Here is a 16,145-nt window from a genome sequence, read left to right as displayed (position 1 = left end):
TCGGCTCACGTCAGACTGTCCGTTCCAGCCGTCGAATGATGCCGCGCACGATGCGACGGTACAGGCGGTTACCCGCCACGCTCTCGCTTGCCGCTTGCATCGCCACCACAGGTTGCGCGACCGCCGAGGCAAAATAGTCGCGCGCCCAGTAGAAACGCCCCATCAATTCTTCCTTGGTGCTCTCGACAATTTCTTTCGAACGCTCCCATTCGCGCTTGTTTAGCAGACTCTGCTCCGTTTGCTCGCTGGGTTTCGTCAGCGAAAGATTGCTGTTCCGCGGCGCCGTGCTCACGTAGTAGCTGCACGTGAACTGGTGGACGACAGCAGGCTCGTGATGAAATCCCAATCGGATCAGGAAGTCCCAATCTTCTGAACGGGTCAATTCCTCATTGAAAGGACACTCGCGCAGTTCTTCATGTAAGCGCGAACGATCCACCAGGAAGCTGTGGATGGGAATGAAATTCTCGGTCCACAGTGATTTCAGCGAGAAGCTCTTACGCACGAAGGGCTTCGACTGTTGAATCACTTCATAGTGCTCATTTTCCTTCTTCAATACTGTCTGGGAATAAGCCCAAGCGCGCCCGCTGCCGATCAGCGCTTCCACGAGGCAGGCAATGTGCTCGGGCTCCAGCGCATCATCGTCATCGAGAAAACCAAAATAGCGACCACTGGATGCGGCGATCCCCAAATTGAGATTACGCGCGCGTTCATCTTCGTCCGTTGGATTGTGCTCGACGCGGTAGGAGATCCCGGGCAACAGCGCATCCAGCCCCTTCAGGAACGCTAGATATTCGAGGTCGGTTCCCTGGTAGACCAGCACGACTTCGATAGCCGCATAACTCGCACGCGCAATGCTCTCCAACGCGCGGGCAATTTCACGAGGCCGCCCCGTCACGGCACGGACAATCAACGATACGGTGTCACGTGACGACGCGCGGCTCCCCTGCCGCCCTGCTTCATTGACCAGCTGGCTCATACGCGCCCCAATAATCGCTTGACCGCGACGCGACAGCGTCGCTTGAACGCCACGGCCGACGACAGCACGGTCGGCTTCGGATCCATGGATGGCGGCGGCATATAGCGTAGCGCGTCATGAGATGCCGACTTGCGATACGCGCGAACCCCAGTCTCAACCAGCACCTTGCGGAATCGTTCCCGCAGCAGACCGTTCAATGCACCGGCATCCCAAAAAGCGGAACGCGCATTGGCCGATTCAAGCTTCTGAAACCACGTTGCCACGGCATTCAGATATTCTGGGCGTGGGTCATACCGCTCCAGAATCAGGCTTTCATGCAGTTCCGAATCACTTTGCGTGAGATCGATGCCAGCCTGACTGAACATCCAGCCTCGTACGGAGCGGGAGGCCAGGTACTGGTGATTGGATTCACTGGTGCTGACCTGCTTCTTGTGCAGGCGATAATGCAGCAGCAAATCCGGAAGATTCGCGCTGCGCACCCCAACAGTAAACCGGCTCCACAGCCAATAGTCCTCCGCATGGGGGAACTCGCTCGTGTACTTTAGTTTGCCTTCGTCGTACACCGACCGCCGGAACATCAGCGCAGGATGCGCCAACGGACAATAGAACATCAACGCAACACGGATGTCTTCATGCGCAGTCGGAAAGTGAAACGTGTAGGGTGTCGGAATATTATCGAAAAAACGAATCGCACCGCCAACCACGCCCACTTCGGGATGCTCCGCAAGGAAATCGACCTGCAGCTGAAACCTTTCCGGCACGCAGAGATCGTCCGCATCCATGCGGGCAATATAGTCGCCCCTGCAATAACCTAGCGCCTTGTTGAGCGTATTGACCAGCCCGAGATTCGACTCGTTCTCGACAATCCGGATGCGCGGATCGTCGAACGAGCGCGCGATTTCCAGCGTGTGGTCCGACGATCCATCGTCGATTAGGATGACCTCGAAATACTCGTAGGTCTGCTGCAAAACGCTTTGCAGCGCCTCCGCAAGGTGTTCCTGCGCGTTATACGCCGGCATCACGACACTGATCAGCGGCTTGCCTGGCATCGATGCTCCACCCATCAGAACTTTACCCACGATGACGGCAACAGATCGCGTGTGTCGAACTTGCCGTCGCGAAACCACGCCGCAGGTGCCACCACGACTTTCCTGTTGGACGGATTCAGCCAGGCGCCCCACCAACTGAATGTACTGTTGGCGATCACGTGGTGCTGACAGGCCGCCATGAGCCGAAGATCTTCATAATTGCGCGAGGCATCGTTATGCCGGACATAGACTGTCTCGTACCCGAGTTGCAGATTCTGGGCCACCCAGTCCGGATCGTCGGAAAACACATAGAAGGTCGGCGCTGCCCCGCACTTTCCCGCCACGTATTCCGCGGCACGCACGTAATAGTCGAGTGGGCAAGTTCCATGTACCGCGCTCGCCGACGCATTGGTGACATAGTCGCCACGACGCACGTGTATCGAGATGGCGCCCTCGTCCTTCCTGATGCGCGAAAGCCATGCGGCATTCTCGGCATTCGGTGGGGTCACGATCTCGAAGTCACGACGTAGTTCCTGCGCGATATCGGCGAAATATCGCTCGCTTTGCCAGTAGCCATCCAGGTAGACGCCATCGGGCAAGCTCAGTACTTCGGGATCGAATGCGAAGCTCCGTTCGCGAAAGACGCTCAGCTCCGTACCAAGACCAAAACGGCGCAATGCCCGCGCCCAGCGGGTCTCTGCCCGGCCGTTTGGAATTTCCCTTTCGCCAGCCGGTACTGCTTTGAAGGCGAAATGATGCAAGCCGTAGCTGTGCACGGGATACGTCTCGAAACCCGTGCTGTCGAGTTTCAATTGCACGTCATGACGATACGCCAGCGCGCGGCCAGCCGCGTACTGAAACATCTGGTTGCCCAGGCCACCAATCACCCGAGTGACAATCATTCGGCCAACTCCTTGCTTACCCAGTTCTCCCAGATAAACGGAAACTGATATGTCACTCGATGCGTCGCCGACAGGCGCTTCTGAATCGATTGCATACGTGCCTCCGCATCTGGAACAAAGTCGTGAAACTGAACTTGCAGTCGCCGGACACGACTGATCATTCCGGTATCGATCAAATGATCGAGCAGGTCGTACTCCGCCCCCTCGATATTGACCTTCATGAGATCAACATTGGTTACGCCTTCGGCGTCAAAGACCTGCTCCGGGGTAACGATCTGAATCTCCACCGATTCATCGCTCTTCAGATGCGTCGAAGACGCATCTCCAGCAATGGCGATTTGTGAAACCATGGGCGCCCCCCCCAAACCGACGCGGTGCAGACGGATCGCGTCGTTATGCGCAAATCGGGTGGCGATCTGCGTAGCGTATGAGGGAACAGGCTCGAAAACATGAATGCGGCAGCGATACCTCGCGTACATGTCGCTGGCCCATTGCCCTTCAAAACCGCCTACGTCAAATATGATGGACTCTTCCGATAACGGATACTCGACGCGGAGCGTTCGATCACCATCGGCGGCGACCCACTTTCGGTAGGAAATCTCTTTTATCGAAGGCGGCGGGGGTGGCGGCGGCGGCGGCGGCGGCGGCGGTGGGGGCGGCGGCGGATCCACCCGGTCTGCTGCGTACTGCAGCCTGTAACCTGCAGATCTCATGACCCGTACGATCAGGCGTTTCACGTTAGTTCCGTTTGCATTTTTAGTTTGTCGCCCAAGCTCGGGACCGCTTTCCGTCAGCGCGGTCTCGATGGTCGGCCGCGCGGCTTCTTCCGCCGCCTTGTTCGTCACTTCCGACATCGGACTGATTATCGTGGGCGCCCGCAACGATTGCGGCGTAGTGCCCAAAACGTGCTGCAATACAATGCTCAGATTCGGGAAGAACTGTGTGTTCCAAAGGTAATGGCGTCGAACACGACTTAATGCCGCAAGATGCTTCGAATAATGCTGCGGATTGTCCAGGCAAGCCACGATTGTCTGCGCGGCGCGCTCCGGTTCATTCATCGAGATCGGCGTCCATGCATCTTCCCCGTGATATCGGCCGACATTCGTGCAACCCGCATAGAAGGGATAGCACCACGCGAGCCAAGCATCGGGGAGCTTCTCGGTCAGGAAGTCGTCGCCCTCCTGGTTTTCGAGAACGATGGCATAGCGATAGCGTGACAGCAGGTCCCATTTGGAATCGAAGTCCCGGATGCCGCGTCCGTAGACATGCAGCCTTGGACCAAGCGCATCGGACAATGCCTGTACGAAACGCAGGCGTGCACGATGGCCCTCGCTGAAAGCCTTGTCAGAGGAAATCACACAAATTTCCTCGGATTTCTCCAATGGCGGCATCGCCATCAGTTCGTCCATGGACCGCTCGACGAACCACGGATGGGCCTGCTGCATCCGGAAGATTCGCGGATGCACCACATCCTTACGGCCCGTCAGAACCGTATGAAACTGGGCAAGGAACTGGCTGTTGTAGTGACCGAGCTCGTCCGGCTCGCCCGTAACGAATATCGTCCGATCGGGCGGGCAATTTACCCGCTCCGTTGCCGCAAGCGATTCGAATACGACCCAGGCATCGCAATCCTTGATATCGGAATCGATGTGAAAGCGGAATGGACCCCAGGTCGGCGTGTTGCCGGGAAACTGACGCGCCCACGGCCATCCGGGCGCACAGGTCGACAATTTGACGTCAATCATGCCATGGACAGGGTTTCGAGTCGCCAGGCCGGATTCAACTGCACGTAACCAAACGACTGCTCGATGGGGTGCTGCGCGTTGTACCTAGACGAGCGGCGCACCGAAATCGGGAAGGACAGCAGGTTGTCGAAATAGTCGCAGACGCCGAACTGGCTGGAATGGATCTCCAGCACAAAGCTGCCTGCCACCAGGAAATCGGCCGGAATCTGGGCATGAAGAACGTATTCACCTGGTGCGACTGATTCCAGTTCGGGATTCCAGTCCGCAGCCAGCGAACGTGTAATCATCTCGCCCAGTACCGTCTTCAGGTAGAAGCCCATGCGGAATGCCTGGATCGGCCTGTGCACACGAAACTCGATCCGCACATCAATGGGCCGGCCGCCATCGCATTCCGTCACAGGGAATCCGTTCTGGAGAATCAGCACATTCAGGCAATCGACATCTTCCGTATGGAACGGCAGGCTGGCATGCTCGGCATTCACGGACCGGCGCATATAGGACAGGACGGCCTCGTCGACGGAGACCTTGCCACCATTGACACGCCCGCCTTCCAGAATCAGCGCAGAATCACACATTTCCTTAACCGCACCCATGCTGTGGCTTACGAACAGTACCGTGCGTCCTTCCGCTGCAAGCTGCCGCATTTTGGCCTGACATTTCTTCTGGAAAGCGGCATCGCCTACTGCCAGCACCTCGTCCAGCACGATGATGTCAGGCTCAAGGAAGGCAGAGACCGCAAATGCCAGTCGTACATACATGCCGCTGGAATAGCGCTTAACCGGCGTATCGAGGAAGCGTTCGATCTCGGCAAAATCCACGATCTCCGCAAACTTGCGTCGCACCTCCGCCTGGCTCATGCCCAGCAGCGCACCATTCAGAAATACGTTCTCGCGCCCAGTCAGTTCCGGGTGAAAACCGGTGCCCACTTCCAGCAGGCTGCTTAGTCGTCCACGAATCCGCACGCTGCCGGTCGTGGGACTGACCACGCGCGACAGGATCTTGAGCAGCGTCGACTTGCCTGCACCGTTGCGGCCAATGATGGCCACTCGCTCGCCCTCTTCCACTTCGAAGTTGATGTCGCGCAGTGCCCAGAACACTTCCTCGGTCTCTTGCTGGCCCCCCAAGCTCGCGCCTTTGCGCCGCCCGGGACGCAGCAGTGATCCGACCCCGCCTCCAAGTGCTTCTCGCAAGGACTTCTGCGCCGGCGGTTGGGCACGATGCTTGAGCAGGTAACTCTTCGACAGACTTTCTACAACGATTGCTTTGCTCATGATTACATCAGATCCGCGAAGCCACTTTCAGTCCGGCGGAAAAACCGGATGCCCGGGACCAGCAAGACGATCGTGACCGTGATGGAGATGGCCAGTGCATCCCAGTGCAGTGAATTCTGTCCGCCAAGCAGACACCAGCGGAAACCGTCGATAATCCCAACCATTGGATTGAGCGAATACAACAGCCGCCACTTCTCCGGCACGATCGAACTGGCGAAGCCTACCGGCGAAAGATAGGCACCCAACTGGATGGCCACCGGCACCAGGAAACGGAAATCCCGGTAGCTCACATTCAGTGATGCCACCCACAGGCTGCACGCCAGCACAAACATGCACAGCAGCATCATGAACAGCGGCAAGAACACAATCTGCCAGCCGGGCACGTGCAGGTAAAACAGCGACAGACCCAGGTACACGATGCCCGCGGTGACGAAATCCACGACACCAACAAACAACGCGCTAAGCGGTACGATCAGCCGCGGGAAATACACCTTCGAAATGATGTGCCCGTTGCCGACCACACTGTTACCCGCATCCGAGAACGTTGCCGAAAAGAACTGCCACGGCAACATGCCGGCGAATACAAGCAATGCATACGGCGAGTCGTTGGACGGCAGCTTGGCAAGCTTGCCGAAGACCAGCGTGAACACCAGCATCGTTGTCAGCGGACGTAGAATGGCCCAGCTCATTCCCATCGCGGTCTGCTTGTACCGCACCAGCACGTCCCGCCACACAAGAAGCATGAGCAGTTCACGGAAGCGCCAGAGATCGCGCCAGTAGTGACTTGCATCGGGCCGCGGAGTAATCACCGTCTCCGGCTTGGCCTCAACCGACATCTTGTGCTCGGGGGCGTTCAGGGTATTCTGCATCAGGCTATTGCGCCCGGTAGTTCAGCCAGGGCCCTCTCAAGAAGTTTGAACTCGCTGTCCAGCGGGTAGTGATGGTTACCGATGAAGCACCCGGCGCGATCGATCTCTTCCGCATTGACCAGGCTTCCATGGATGCTGTAGTCATACCACTTCAGCACTTCGTTCTTGGCAAAGTTTCCGGCAACGATAGGCCGTATATCGATTTCGTGCTTTGCAAACGATTTGATCATGTCGGCGCGCGAGAACGGGGCATCGGGTTCCACGATCAGGCTGAAGCCAAACCAGCTGCTGCTGCCGATTTCACGCTGCGTGCGCAGATAACGCACGCGCGACATCAGGGCCTGAAACTTCTCCGCATTGCGGCGACGCTCTGCCACCATGCCCGGAAGCTTGCGCACCTGCGGAATGCCGATCGCGCCGCTCAGCTCAAGCGGGCGCACGTTGTATCCCGGCAGCACAAACCGGAACGACTCCTCGAACGGGTCGTCGCTCTTTGTACCGCAGACATGATTGTGCTTGGGCAGGTTACGCGTCCAGCCATGCGCGCGCAGGGACAGAAGGATGTGGTAGAGCTCTTCGTCATCGGTCACCACCATCCCGCCTTCCATCGTAGAGATATGGTGGCTAAAAAAGGACGAAAATGTACCCATCAAACCGAAGGTGCCCGCCTGACGGTTTTCGAAGGTCGCACCCATCGACTCGCAGTTGTCTTCGATGATATCGATGTTGCGCCCGCCTACGATTCTGCGCAGACTCGCGAAATCGTTGGGATTACCCAGCAGGTTGACCACCATGATCGCGCGCGTCTCCGGCGTGATTGCCGCCGCCAGCGCTTCGAGGTCATAGTTCAACGTTTCGCGGTCGACGTCGACAAACCGGACGCGCAGGCCATACTGCTGCAGTGGGTGGTACGTGGTGCTCCACGATACAGCCGGGACAATGACTTCGTCACCCGCATTCAGCGGGTTCTGCTTGCGAAAACGTAGTGCCCCAACCATGACCAAGTTGGCCGACGAGCCCGAATTCACCATGACGCAGTAGCGGCTGCCGACGCTTTCGGCAAACGCTTTCTCGAACTCGCCCACATGCTTACCCATGGTAAACATGCCGGAGGCGATCACGCTCTGCATCGCATCGAGTTCTTCCTGATCCCACGTGGTACTAGCAAGCGAATACGGCATCCATCACCCCAATTGATTCAAATAATAGTCATAAGTCGCGCGCAGTCCGTCGACTAGCGACGTCCTCGCGACCCATCCCAGTTCACTGGCCCGGCTGATGTCGACCAGCTTGCGGCTCATTCCGACCGGCTTTGAGCGATCGTGGACGAACTGGCCTTTGTAGCCGATGACGTCGGCCGCGGTGCGGTAGTACTCGTTGACTTCATAGTCACGACCGAGTCCGATATTCAGCAATCCTGGCAATGCATCAAAGCGCTCGATACTGGTCAGGATGGCATCCGCGAGATCCCCGGCGTACAGGAATTCGCGTCGCGCCGTGCCGTCACCCCAGATATCCACCACGTCATGGCCGGTGATCTTGGCCTGATGGAGCTTGTGGATGATTGCCGGCACCAGATGCGAGTGCTGCGGATCGAACTTGTCGTACCTGCCATACAGGTTGCAAGGAATCAGCGTCTTGTACTGGAAGTCCGGCGTTTCGCGGCTGATGTAGTCGCCCAGTCGTGCAACGGCGCACTTGGCCAGCGCATAGCCTTCGTTCGTGGGCTCCAGCTGTCCGGTCAACACCTCTTCCTCGCGCAGCGCCTCCGGGCTGTTACGCGGATACATGCACGAGCTGCCGAGGTTCAGCACCCGCTTCACCCCCGTCTCGCGTGCCGCCATCAACAAATTCTTGCCCATGTCCCAGTTGTCCACAAGGAACGCCACGGGCTCGCGAATGTTGGCCTGAATGCCGCCAACGCGGCCGGCGGCATGCACTACGCATGAAGGCTGGAGATCGCGCAAGAAACCTCGCACCGCTTCGAAGTTGCGCAAGTCGAACTCGCGGCTGGTGGGCGCCACGATCTCGATATTACGGTCCGCCGCAAGGTCGAGCAGGTTGCGCCCGACCATGCCAGTACCGCCAGTCAGCAGGATGGGACCAGATGCCACGTTACTTTTCCCCCAGATCCGGGCGGAACACCTTCAGGCCGCGGCCCAGCACGGCCTTCTCTCGCGCCGCCAGTACGGCGTCGGACTTCGCCATCTCGGCCACCAGCTCGGCGAACGATGTTTGCGGTGTCCAGCCGAGCTTTTCACGTGCCTTGGTGGCGTCACCAAGCAGCGTTTCCACTTCCGCGGGACGGAAATAGCGCGGGTCCACACGGACTATGGTCGAGCCAACCTTGACGTGCGGTGCGTACGTGTCGTTCTCTACTTTCTCGACGATGCCAATTTCGTCGATGCCCTTGCCCTGCCAACGCAGGGTAATACCCAGTTCACGAGCGGAGAGGTCAACGAACTCGCGAACGCTGTGCTGCTCACCCGTGGCAATCACGAAATCCTCGGGCTTTTCCTGTTGCAGCATGAGCCATTGCATCGTCACATAGTCACGAGCATGCCCCCAGTCGCGTAGCGCATCCATGTTGCCCAGATACAGGCAGTCCTGCATGCCCAAGGCGATGCGGGCCAGCGCTCGCGTAATCTTGCGCGTCACGAAGGTCTCGCCGCGAATCGGGCTTTCGTGGTTGAACAGGATGCCGTTGCATGCGTAAAGCCCATACGATTCGCGATAGTTGACCGTAATCCAGTACGCGTACAACTTGGCCACGGCGTAGGGGCTGCGGGGATAGAACGGCGTGGTTTCCTTCTGGGGCACTTCCTGAACCAGACCATACAGTTCCGAGGTCGAAGCTTGATAGAAACGCGCGGTCTTTTCCAGGCCCAGGATCCGGATTGCCTCCAGCACGCGCAGCGCACCGATGCCGTCCGAGTTGGCGGTGTACTCCGGCTCCTCGAACGAAACCTGCACGTGGCTCTGCGCCGCAAGGTTGTAGATCTCGGTCGGCTGCACCTTGGCGATGATGCGCAGTAGGCTGCTGGAGTCGGTCAGGTCGCCGTGGTGAAGCTCCATATTCGGGCCACCGGAGTGGGGATCATGGAACAGATGGTCGATACGATCGGTATTGAACAGAGACGTCCTGCGCTTGATGCCGTGGACGTGGTAACCCTTCGCAAGCAGAAACTCGGCCAGATAGGCACCATCCTGTCCTGTGATACCTGTAATCAGTGCAACTTTGCTCATAGAAATTCGGTGTCCTTTAATCAAATCCGGCCGTATGTGTCTTCGAAGCGGACGATGTCGTCTTCCGCCAGATAATCCCCGCACTGCACTTCGATCATCACAAGCGGAAGCTTGCCGGGGTTTTCCAGTCGATGGCGATTGCCGGCCGGGATATAGGTTGATTCGTTGGTGTTTATCAGCATCTCGCGCTCGCCATTGATCACCTTGGCCATGCCGTTGACCACGATCCAATGTTCGCTGCGGTGGTAGTGCATCTGCAGCGACAACGACGCGCCAGGCTTGACCTCGATCCGCTTGATCTTGAAGCGATCGCCACCTCCCACTACCGTGTATGTCCCCCACGGGCGGTGTACCGTCCGATGAATCTTGCTCGATTCGTGGCCACGCTCGCTGAGCTTGCGGACGATTTCCTTCACCTCCTGCGTGCGATCCTTGTGCGCCACGAGCAAGGCGTCGGCTGTGTCGATGACCACCAGGTCACTGACACCAACCATGCCGACCACGCGGTCCTCTCCACGCACATAGCAATTCGAGGTATCGTGCAACAGCGCCTCGCCTTCGATGCAGTTGCCGCTGCAGTCTGCACCCGCCAATGCACCAATGGCATTCCACGACCCGACATCACTCCAACCAATTTCGCACGGGACCACGGCCAGCTTGTCCGACTTCTCCATCAACGCGTAGTCGATCGAAATATTGGGCACCTTTTCGAATTGGACAGCCAACAACTCGGTCTGCGACATACCCGCGGCCGTTACGACGCGTGATCCGGCCAGGCAGTCGCGCATTGACTCCAGAACGTCACTAGCGTACTTCTCAAACTCGGCCAGGACTGTTCCTGCGGTGAAGCAGAAAATCCCCGAGTTCCACAAGTAGTTGCCCGCCGCAAGATACTCGGCCGCCTTCTCTGCACTCGGCTTCTCGACGAACCGGCTCACACGGTTGCCATCAGCCTCGATATAGCCATAGCCCGTCTCGGGGGCATCAGGACGAATACCCAGCGTCACCAAGTGGCCCGCCAGCGCCAGCGCGCGCGCCTTGCCCACGGCCTCGGCGAACGCGAGCTGATCGGAAATCAGGTGGTCCGCTGCAAGAATCAACAGGACCGCATCGTCACCATGCGTCCTGGCTGCATGCAGCGCCGCGGCGACCACGGCCGCAGACGTGTTACGACCAAACGGCTCCAAAATGTAGGAAACAGGCGTGCGGGCTGCGTTGATTTCACGATACTCATCTTCTGTCTTGAAGAATAGTTCGCGATTGGTAACAGTGAGGACTTCCGCAACGTCGGGTAACGCCGCCGCGCGCAGAAATGCCTTTTGCAGCAGGCTCTGTGAATCCGGCAGGCGGATGAACGGTTTGGGATGAAATTCCCGGGACACCGGCCATAGCCTTGTCCCGGCACCACCCGACAGAATCACCGGAATGAACGTCATTGAAATCACCAGTTCCGTAGTCGAATCTTGTAGTCAGTGCGATGGCGAGAGCGTTCTTCAGGCAAATGCCTGAATCACGCTCCGATAGTGGGCCACCACCTTCTTCACATCAAACTCTTGCTGCACCTTCATGCGCCCTGCACGGCCCATTGCGCGGCGCGCCGACTCACCTAGCGCAAGCATGGCTTCCATTTGCTTGGCCAGGTCTTCGGCGCTCTGCCTTTCGCACAGGAGCCCGTTGACGCCGTGCTGCACGATATCCTTGCACCCCGGGACATTCGTCGCAATGATCGGGCACTCCATTGCCGCGGCCTCCAGCAGCACACGCGGCACACCTTCGCGATAGGAAGGCAGCACCACGCAGCCCGCCGCGGCAATAGCTGGCCGTACGTCGCTTGCTTCGCCAAGGTATTCGATGACACCCTCCGCCTGCCATTGCAGCGCCTCCTCGACAGGAATGGCACTCGGATTGGAAGCGCCATCGGGCCCAAGCAACTGAAAGCGCACGTTCGGAAAGCGCTGTCGTAGTTGGCGTGCAGCCTCCACATACTCGCCAATGCCCTTGTCCCAAAGCAGTCGGGCAATCAGCAGGAACGTGAAACCCTCCTTGGCATGTCCCGCCGGCTCGGAAAGCTGGCGGAAATACGTCAGGTCTACGCCTTCACCCGGTAATACGGCACATTTGGACGAATCAACCAGGCGCCCCGTAACAAACGCGCCGCGATCTTCATGATTAAGGAACCAGACCGCTTGTGGAAAGCGCAATGCAATCCGATAAAGCAGCTTGCTGACCCAGGACACCAGGCCAACATTGATAAATACATAACCAAGGCCGGTGGTGATTGCGATTGACTTCGCGCCTGCCAGCCATGCCGCCACCGATCCGTAGATATTCGGCTTAATGGTGTAATGAAAAATGACTTTCGGCCCGATGCGCCGGTACAGCGAACTCAGTACGAATATAAGACGCAAATCCTCCAGCGGATTGTAGCCCTGGGGGGACATCGGCACTGCGTGGAAGACACAGCCGAGCGCTTCCAGCGCCGTTGTATTATGGTCCGCAGGGGCCACTACGTGCACCTCGTAGCCATCGGCAATCAATGCCTCAAGAACCCCGTGGCGGAACTGGTACATCCCCCAGGCCGAATTGCCACAGAACAGGATCTTCTCTCGCGCAGCCATGCGGTTCACTCCAGCACCAGGGCGCAATCGGGCGACGGCCAAACATAGCAAATCATGCTGCCTGATCACCTGTCATGGTTGGAAGGTCCGCACCGGCCAACACCGGAGCGGCCGCATCCTTGGCAGCGAGTACAGGTGAACCGGACAGAGGCCAGTCGATGCCAATGGCGGGGTCATTCCACGCCAGCGAACGCTCATATTCGGGGTACCAGTAGTCGGTGGTCTTATAGAAAACCTCGGCCTCCTCGGACACCACCACGAAGCCATGCGCAAACCCTTCTGGCACCCAGAGTTGCCGCTTGTTGGCGGCAGATAGCAGGATGCCGACCCATTTGCCGAAACGCGGAGACCCGCGTCGCAGGTCGACCGCGACATCGAAAATCTCGCCCGTCAGCGCACGGATCAGCTTGCCCTGCGGGTGCTGTACCTGATAGTGCAAACCGCGTAGGACATTGTGGCTGGACCGGGAATGATTGTCCTGGACAAAACTCCGAGTCACACCGGTGGCCTGTTCGAAGACGCGCGCATTGAAGCTTTCGAAGAAGAAACCACGGTCGTCGCCAAAAACCTTGGGCTCGACCACCAATACCTCGGGCAGCGATGTCGGAGTGACAGTCAGATTCATTTCACGGACTCCGAGATCACCTGCATGAGATATTTTCCATACCAATTCTTCAACAGCGGATTCGCCAGCACGGCGACCTGCTCCGCACTGATCCATCGATTCCTGTAAGCAATCTCTTCGGGACATGCAACCATGAGCCCCTGACGCTTTTGCAGCGTAGCAATGAAGGTTGCAGCTTCCAGCAGCGATTCGTGAGTACCGGTGTCGAGCCATGCATAGCCCCGACCCATGATCTCGACATCGAGCTTGCCCAGTTCAAGGTAGCGCTTGTTGACGTCGGTAATCTCGAGCTCGCCACGCGCGGACGGACGAACCTCGGCAGCAATGTCGCAAACCTGATTGTCATAAAAATACAATCCGGTAACGGCATAATTCGAGCGAGGCTTGATCGGCTTTTCTTCCAGCGAAACCGCACGGAAGTGCTCATCGAATTCAACCACCCCATAGCGTTCGGGATCGTGCACGTGATACGCAAACACGGTGGCGCCTTCCCGCCTTGCCGCGGTACGACTCAACTGGGCCACCAGGTCATGCCCATGAAAAATGTTGTCACCAAGGATCAGCGTGGACGGGTCATTGCCAATAAAGTCGCGGCCAATGATGAATGCCTGCGCAAGTCCATCCGGTGACGGCTGCACCGCGTACTGGAGATTGAGCCCCCAGTGCGCACCATCGCCAAGCATGTCGGAGAAGCGTCCGGTGTCCTCGGGCGTGGAGATGATCAGGATGTCACGAATCCCCGCCAGCATCAGTGTGGATAGCGGATAGTAGATCATCGGCTTGTCGTACACAGGCATGAGCTGCTTCGACACCGACTTCGTAATTGGATAGAGCCTGGTACCGGAGCCCCCGGCCAAGATAATGCCTTTGCGCATGATTTCGATATCAGGAAAGAATCTGGTCAAGCAGGTAGTGCACACCCTGCCGCCAGTCCGGAAGATAAACTTCGAATGTCTCGCGCAGTTTGTCCGTGCTCAGTCTCGAATTAGATGGTCGAGGTGCCGGCAACGGATAGGCTGTCGCAGGAATAGCCACGATCTCGTCCGCCGCGACTTTTAGAGCAACGCCTTTGCTGGCCGCATAGCGAAGCACTTCCGTCGCATAGCCATGCCACGACGTTTCACCTGCCGCGGCGAGATGATAGATTCCAGACGGAAGCGCCTCACGATCTCCATGGAGCCATGCCCGGTCCACGATGTGGGCTGTCACGTCGGCAATCAGCGCCGCGGTGGTTGGTGCGCCGAACTGATCCGCGATCACCCGCAGCGTCTCACGCTCTCGACCCAGCTTCAACATGGTCTTGCAGAAGTTCCCGCCGTGCGCGCCCGCTACCCACGAAGTTCGCAGGATGATCGACTGGGCGCCGGTTTCAGCAATGGCTTCTTCACCCGCCAGTTTGCTCTTTCCATACACCGATAGTGGATCCGTGGCATCAGATTCCACATACGGCGTGATGCCACTGCCGGCGAACACGTAGTCGGTGGAGTAATGCACAAGCAGCGCACCCAGCGCGCGAGCTTCCTCCGCCAGCACGCGCGGTGCCTCGGCATTGATCGCGAATGCGCGACCAGAATCGGTCTCCGCCTGGTCTACTGCCGTGTAGGCTGCCGCGTTGACAATTACCGTTGGCTGCAAGGCACGCAACATATCGCGCACCACGGCAGGGCGCGACAGATCACACGCTGCCCGATCGAGCGCGACAACGTTGCCCAGAGGTACAAGACTGCGTCGAAGTTCGAACCCGACCTGACCGTTGCTTCCTGTTACAAGAATCGTGGGAGTGGACGCCTTACGCTGCATATTGCTTCGCCACCCAGTTCCGGTATTCACCGGAGACCACATCCTGTACCCACGCCTGGTTGTCCAGATACCAGCAGACGGTCTTGCGCAGGCCAGTCTCGAACGTTTCAGCGGGCCGCCAGCCCAGTTCGCGCTCCAGCTTGCGGGCATCGATGGCATATCGACGATCGTGGCCCGGCCGATCCTTCACGAACGCGATCTGGTCGCGATAGGAGCCTGTCGCCTTGGGCTTGAGCTCGTCGAGCAGATCGCACAAGGTATGCACAACCTCGAGATTGGTCTTCTCGTTCCAGCCGCCGACGTTATAGGTCTCGCCAAGACGGCCGCGCGCCAATACCTCGCGGATCGCGCTACAGTGGTCTCCCACATACAACCAGTCGCGCACATTATGGCCATCGCCATACACGGGCAGCGCCTTGCCTGCCAGCGCGTTGGTGATCATCAGCGGGATCAGTTTCTCGGGGAAATGGTACGGCCCGTAGTTGTTCGAACAGTTCGTCGTCACGACCGGCAGGCCGTACGTATGGTGATAGGCGCGAACCAGGTGATCAGAGGCGGCCTTCGAAGCCGAGTACGGGCTATTCGGCGCATAGGCCGTCGATTCCGAAAATTGCGGATCCTGCGAACCCAGCGATCCGAATACCTCGTCGGTGGAGACGTGAAGAAAGCGGAAGTCCGACTTTGCGGCGCTCTCCTTGCCCCAGTAGGCACGGACGGCCTCCAGCAGCGTAAAGGTTCCTACGATGTTCGTCTGGATGAAGTCTGCCGGACCGTGGATGGAACGATCTACATGGCTTTCAGCCGCAAAGTGCACAACGGCGCGCGGCTGGTAGGTATTCAGCAGTTGATCAAGGGCGGCGCGGTCACAAATGTCGGTTTGCGCGAACACATGCCTCGCATCGCCATCGAGCGACGCCAGCGTCTTGAGGTTCCCCGCGTACGTCAGCTTGTCGACGTTCACAATGCTGTCCGCGCCCGGCTGTGCCAGCCAGTCGAGAACAAAATTGGCGCCGATAAAACCCGCTCCGCCCGTGACCAAAATATGCGACAAAATCCTTGCTCCCT

15 protein-coding genes are annotated in these 16,145 nt (G+C 58.3%); all 15 read right to left on the bottom strand.

Going from position 1 to position 16,145, the window contains the following annotated elements:
- Positions 1-10 precede the first annotated feature (10 nt).
- The 15 genes from MFF62_RS03415 to rfbB are packed head-to-tail and all read right to left on the bottom strand — an operon-like array spanning position 11 to position 16,131.
- A complete protein-coding gene (locus MFF62_RS03415) occupies positions 11-976 on the bottom strand; it encodes a glycosyltransferase family 2 protein (RefSeq protein ID WP_238259921.1) in 966 nt (321 codons plus the stop codon).
- A complete protein-coding gene (locus tag MFF62_RS03410) occupies positions 973-2,025 on the bottom strand; it encodes a glycosyltransferase family 2 protein (RefSeq protein WP_238259920.1) in 1,053 nt (350 codons plus the stop codon). Before MFF62_RS03410 ends, MFF62_RS03415 begins: the two co-directional genes overlap by 4 nt.
- A 14-nt stretch (positions 2,026-2,039) precedes the next feature.
- Positions 2,040-2,906 carry an alpha-1,2-fucosyltransferase gene (locus MFF62_RS03405; protein ID WP_238259918.1) on the bottom strand — a complete coding sequence of 289 codons (867 nt, stop codon included), beginning with the start codon at positions 2,904-2,906 and terminating at the stop codon, positions 2,040-2,042.
- Positions 2,903-4,651: an FkbM family methyltransferase gene (locus MFF62_RS03400; protein ID WP_238259916.1), complete on the bottom strand. Its 1,749-nt coding sequence runs from the start codon at positions 4,649-4,651 to the stop codon at positions 2,903-2,905. The genes MFF62_RS03405 and MFF62_RS03400 overlap by 4 nt, the downstream gene beginning before the upstream one ends.
- Complete coding sequence (locus MFF62_RS03395) at positions 4,648-5,922, bottom strand: ABC transporter ATP-binding protein (protein ID WP_238259914.1); 1,275 nt, start codon at positions 5,920-5,922, stop codon at positions 4,648-4,650. Before MFF62_RS03395 ends, MFF62_RS03400 begins: the two co-directional genes overlap by 4 nt.
- 2 nt (positions 5,923-5,924) lie before the next feature.
- Positions 5,925-6,791: an ABC transporter permease gene (locus MFF62_RS03390; protein WP_238259912.1), complete on the bottom strand. Its 867-nt coding sequence runs from the start codon at positions 6,789-6,791 to the stop codon at positions 5,925-5,927.
- The gene (locus MFF62_RS03385) at positions 6,791-7,972 is read right to left on the bottom strand and encodes a DegT/DnrJ/EryC1/StrS family aminotransferase (protein WP_238259910.1); all 1,182 of its coding nucleotides are present in this window, start codon (positions 7,970-7,972) and stop codon (positions 6,791-6,793) included. Before MFF62_RS03385 ends, MFF62_RS03390 begins: the two co-directional genes overlap by 1 nt.
- Positions 7,973-7,975: 3 nt before the next feature.
- A complete protein-coding gene (locus MFF62_RS03380; RefSeq protein WP_283205301.1) occupies positions 7,976-8,905 on the bottom strand; it encodes a GDP-L-fucose synthase family protein in 930 nt (309 codons plus the stop codon).
- A gap of 1 nt (position 8,906) precedes the next feature.
- Positions 8,907-10,037 (bottom strand): GDP-mannose 4,6-dehydratase, encoded by a 1,131-nt coding sequence (gene gmd, locus MFF62_RS03375; RefSeq protein WP_238259907.1) that lies wholly within the window; start codon positions 10,035-10,037, stop codon positions 8,907-8,909.
- Between the two features lie 20 nt (positions 10,038-10,057).
- Complete coding sequence (locus MFF62_RS03370; protein WP_238259905.1) at positions 10,058-11,473, bottom strand: mannose-1-phosphate guanylyltransferase/mannose-6-phosphate isomerase; 1,416 nt, start codon at positions 11,471-11,473, stop codon at positions 10,058-10,060.
- Between the two features lie 57 nt (positions 11,474-11,530).
- Positions 11,531-12,655 (bottom strand): glycosyltransferase family 4 protein, encoded by a 1,125-nt coding sequence (locus MFF62_RS03365; RefSeq protein WP_238259903.1) that lies wholly within the window; start codon positions 12,653-12,655, stop codon positions 11,531-11,533.
- A gap of 52 nt (positions 12,656-12,707) precedes the next feature.
- Positions 12,708-13,280: a dTDP-4-dehydrorhamnose 3,5-epimerase gene (gene rfbC / locus MFF62_RS03360; RefSeq protein WP_238259901.1), complete on the bottom strand. Its 573-nt coding sequence runs from the start codon at positions 13,278-13,280 to the stop codon at positions 12,708-12,710.
- Positions 13,277-14,155, bottom strand: coding sequence for a glucose-1-phosphate thymidylyltransferase RfbA (rfbA, locus tag MFF62_RS03355; RefSeq protein WP_238260136.1), 879 nt, complete (start codon positions 14,153-14,155; stop codon positions 13,277-13,279). Before rfbA ends, rfbC begins: the two co-directional genes overlap by 4 nt.
- A gap of 10 nt (positions 14,156-14,165) precedes the next feature.
- Complete coding sequence (rfbD, locus tag MFF62_RS03350) at positions 14,166-15,080, bottom strand: dTDP-4-dehydrorhamnose reductase (RefSeq protein ID WP_238259899.1); 915 nt, start codon at positions 15,078-15,080, stop codon at positions 14,166-14,168.
- Positions 15,070-16,131 carry a dTDP-glucose 4,6-dehydratase gene (rfbB, locus tag MFF62_RS03345; RefSeq protein WP_238259897.1) on the bottom strand — a complete coding sequence of 354 codons (1,062 nt, stop codon included), beginning with the start codon at positions 16,129-16,131 and terminating at the stop codon, positions 15,070-15,072. The genes rfbD and rfbB overlap by 11 nt, the downstream gene beginning before the upstream one ends.
- Positions 16,132-16,145: the final 14 nt, after the last annotated feature.

The sequence above is a fragment of the Cupriavidus pauculus genome (genome assembly GCF_022179805.1).
Classification (GTDB): Bacteria; Pseudomonadota; Gammaproteobacteria; order Burkholderiales; family Burkholderiaceae; genus Cupriavidus; species Cupriavidus pauculus_E.
The sequence above is the reverse complement of the archived record's forward strand: the minus strand, read 5'-3'. Positions and strand labels throughout refer to the sequence as shown.

Coding starts and splice junctions, on each gene's coding strand:
- MFF62_RS03415 (WP_238259921.1), bottom strand. CDS start 976: ATGAGCCAGCTGGTCAATGAAGCAGGGCGGCAGGGGAGCCGCGCGTCG.
- MFF62_RS03410 (WP_238259920.1), bottom strand. CDS start 2,025: ATGCCAGGCAAGCCGCTGATCAGTGTCGTGATGCCGGCGTATAACGCG.
- MFF62_RS03405 (WP_238259918.1), bottom strand. CDS start 2,906: ATGATTGTCACTCGGGTGATTGGTGGCCTGGGCAACCAGATGTTTCAG.
- MFF62_RS03400 (WP_238259916.1), bottom strand. CDS start 4,651: ATGATTGACGTCAAATTGTCGACCTGTGCGCCCGGATGGCCGTGGGCG.
- MFF62_RS03395 (WP_238259914.1), bottom strand. CDS start 5,922: ATGAGCAAAGCAATCGTTGTAGAAAGTCTGTCGAAGAGTTACCTGCTC.
- MFF62_RS03390 (WP_238259912.1), bottom strand. CDS start 6,791: ATGCAGAATACCCTGAACGCCCCCGAGCACAAGATGTCGGTTGAGGCC.
- MFF62_RS03385 (WP_238259910.1), bottom strand. CDS start 7,972: ATGCCGTATTCGCTTGCTAGTACCACGTGGGATCAGGAAGAACTCGAT.
- gmd (WP_238259907.1), bottom strand. CDS start 10,037: ATGAGCAAAGTTGCACTGATTACAGGTATCACAGGACAGGATGGTGCC.
- MFF62_RS03370 (WP_238259905.1), bottom strand. CDS start 11,473: ATGACGTTCATTCCGGTGATTCTGTCGGGTGGTGCCGGGACAAGGCTA.
- MFF62_RS03365 (WP_238259903.1), bottom strand. CDS start 12,655: ATGGCTGCGCGAGAGAAGATCCTGTTCTGTGGCAATTCGGCCTGGGGG.
- rfbC (WP_238259901.1), bottom strand. CDS start 13,280: ATGAATCTGACTGTCACTCCGACATCGCTGCCCGAGGTATTGGTGGTC.
- rfbA (WP_238260136.1), bottom strand. CDS start 14,155: ATGCGCAAAGGCATTATCTTGGCCGGGGGCTCCGGTACCAGGCTCTAT.
- rfbD (WP_238259899.1), bottom strand. CDS start 15,080: ATGCAGCGTAAGGCGTCCACTCCCACGATTCTTGTAACAGGAAGCAAC.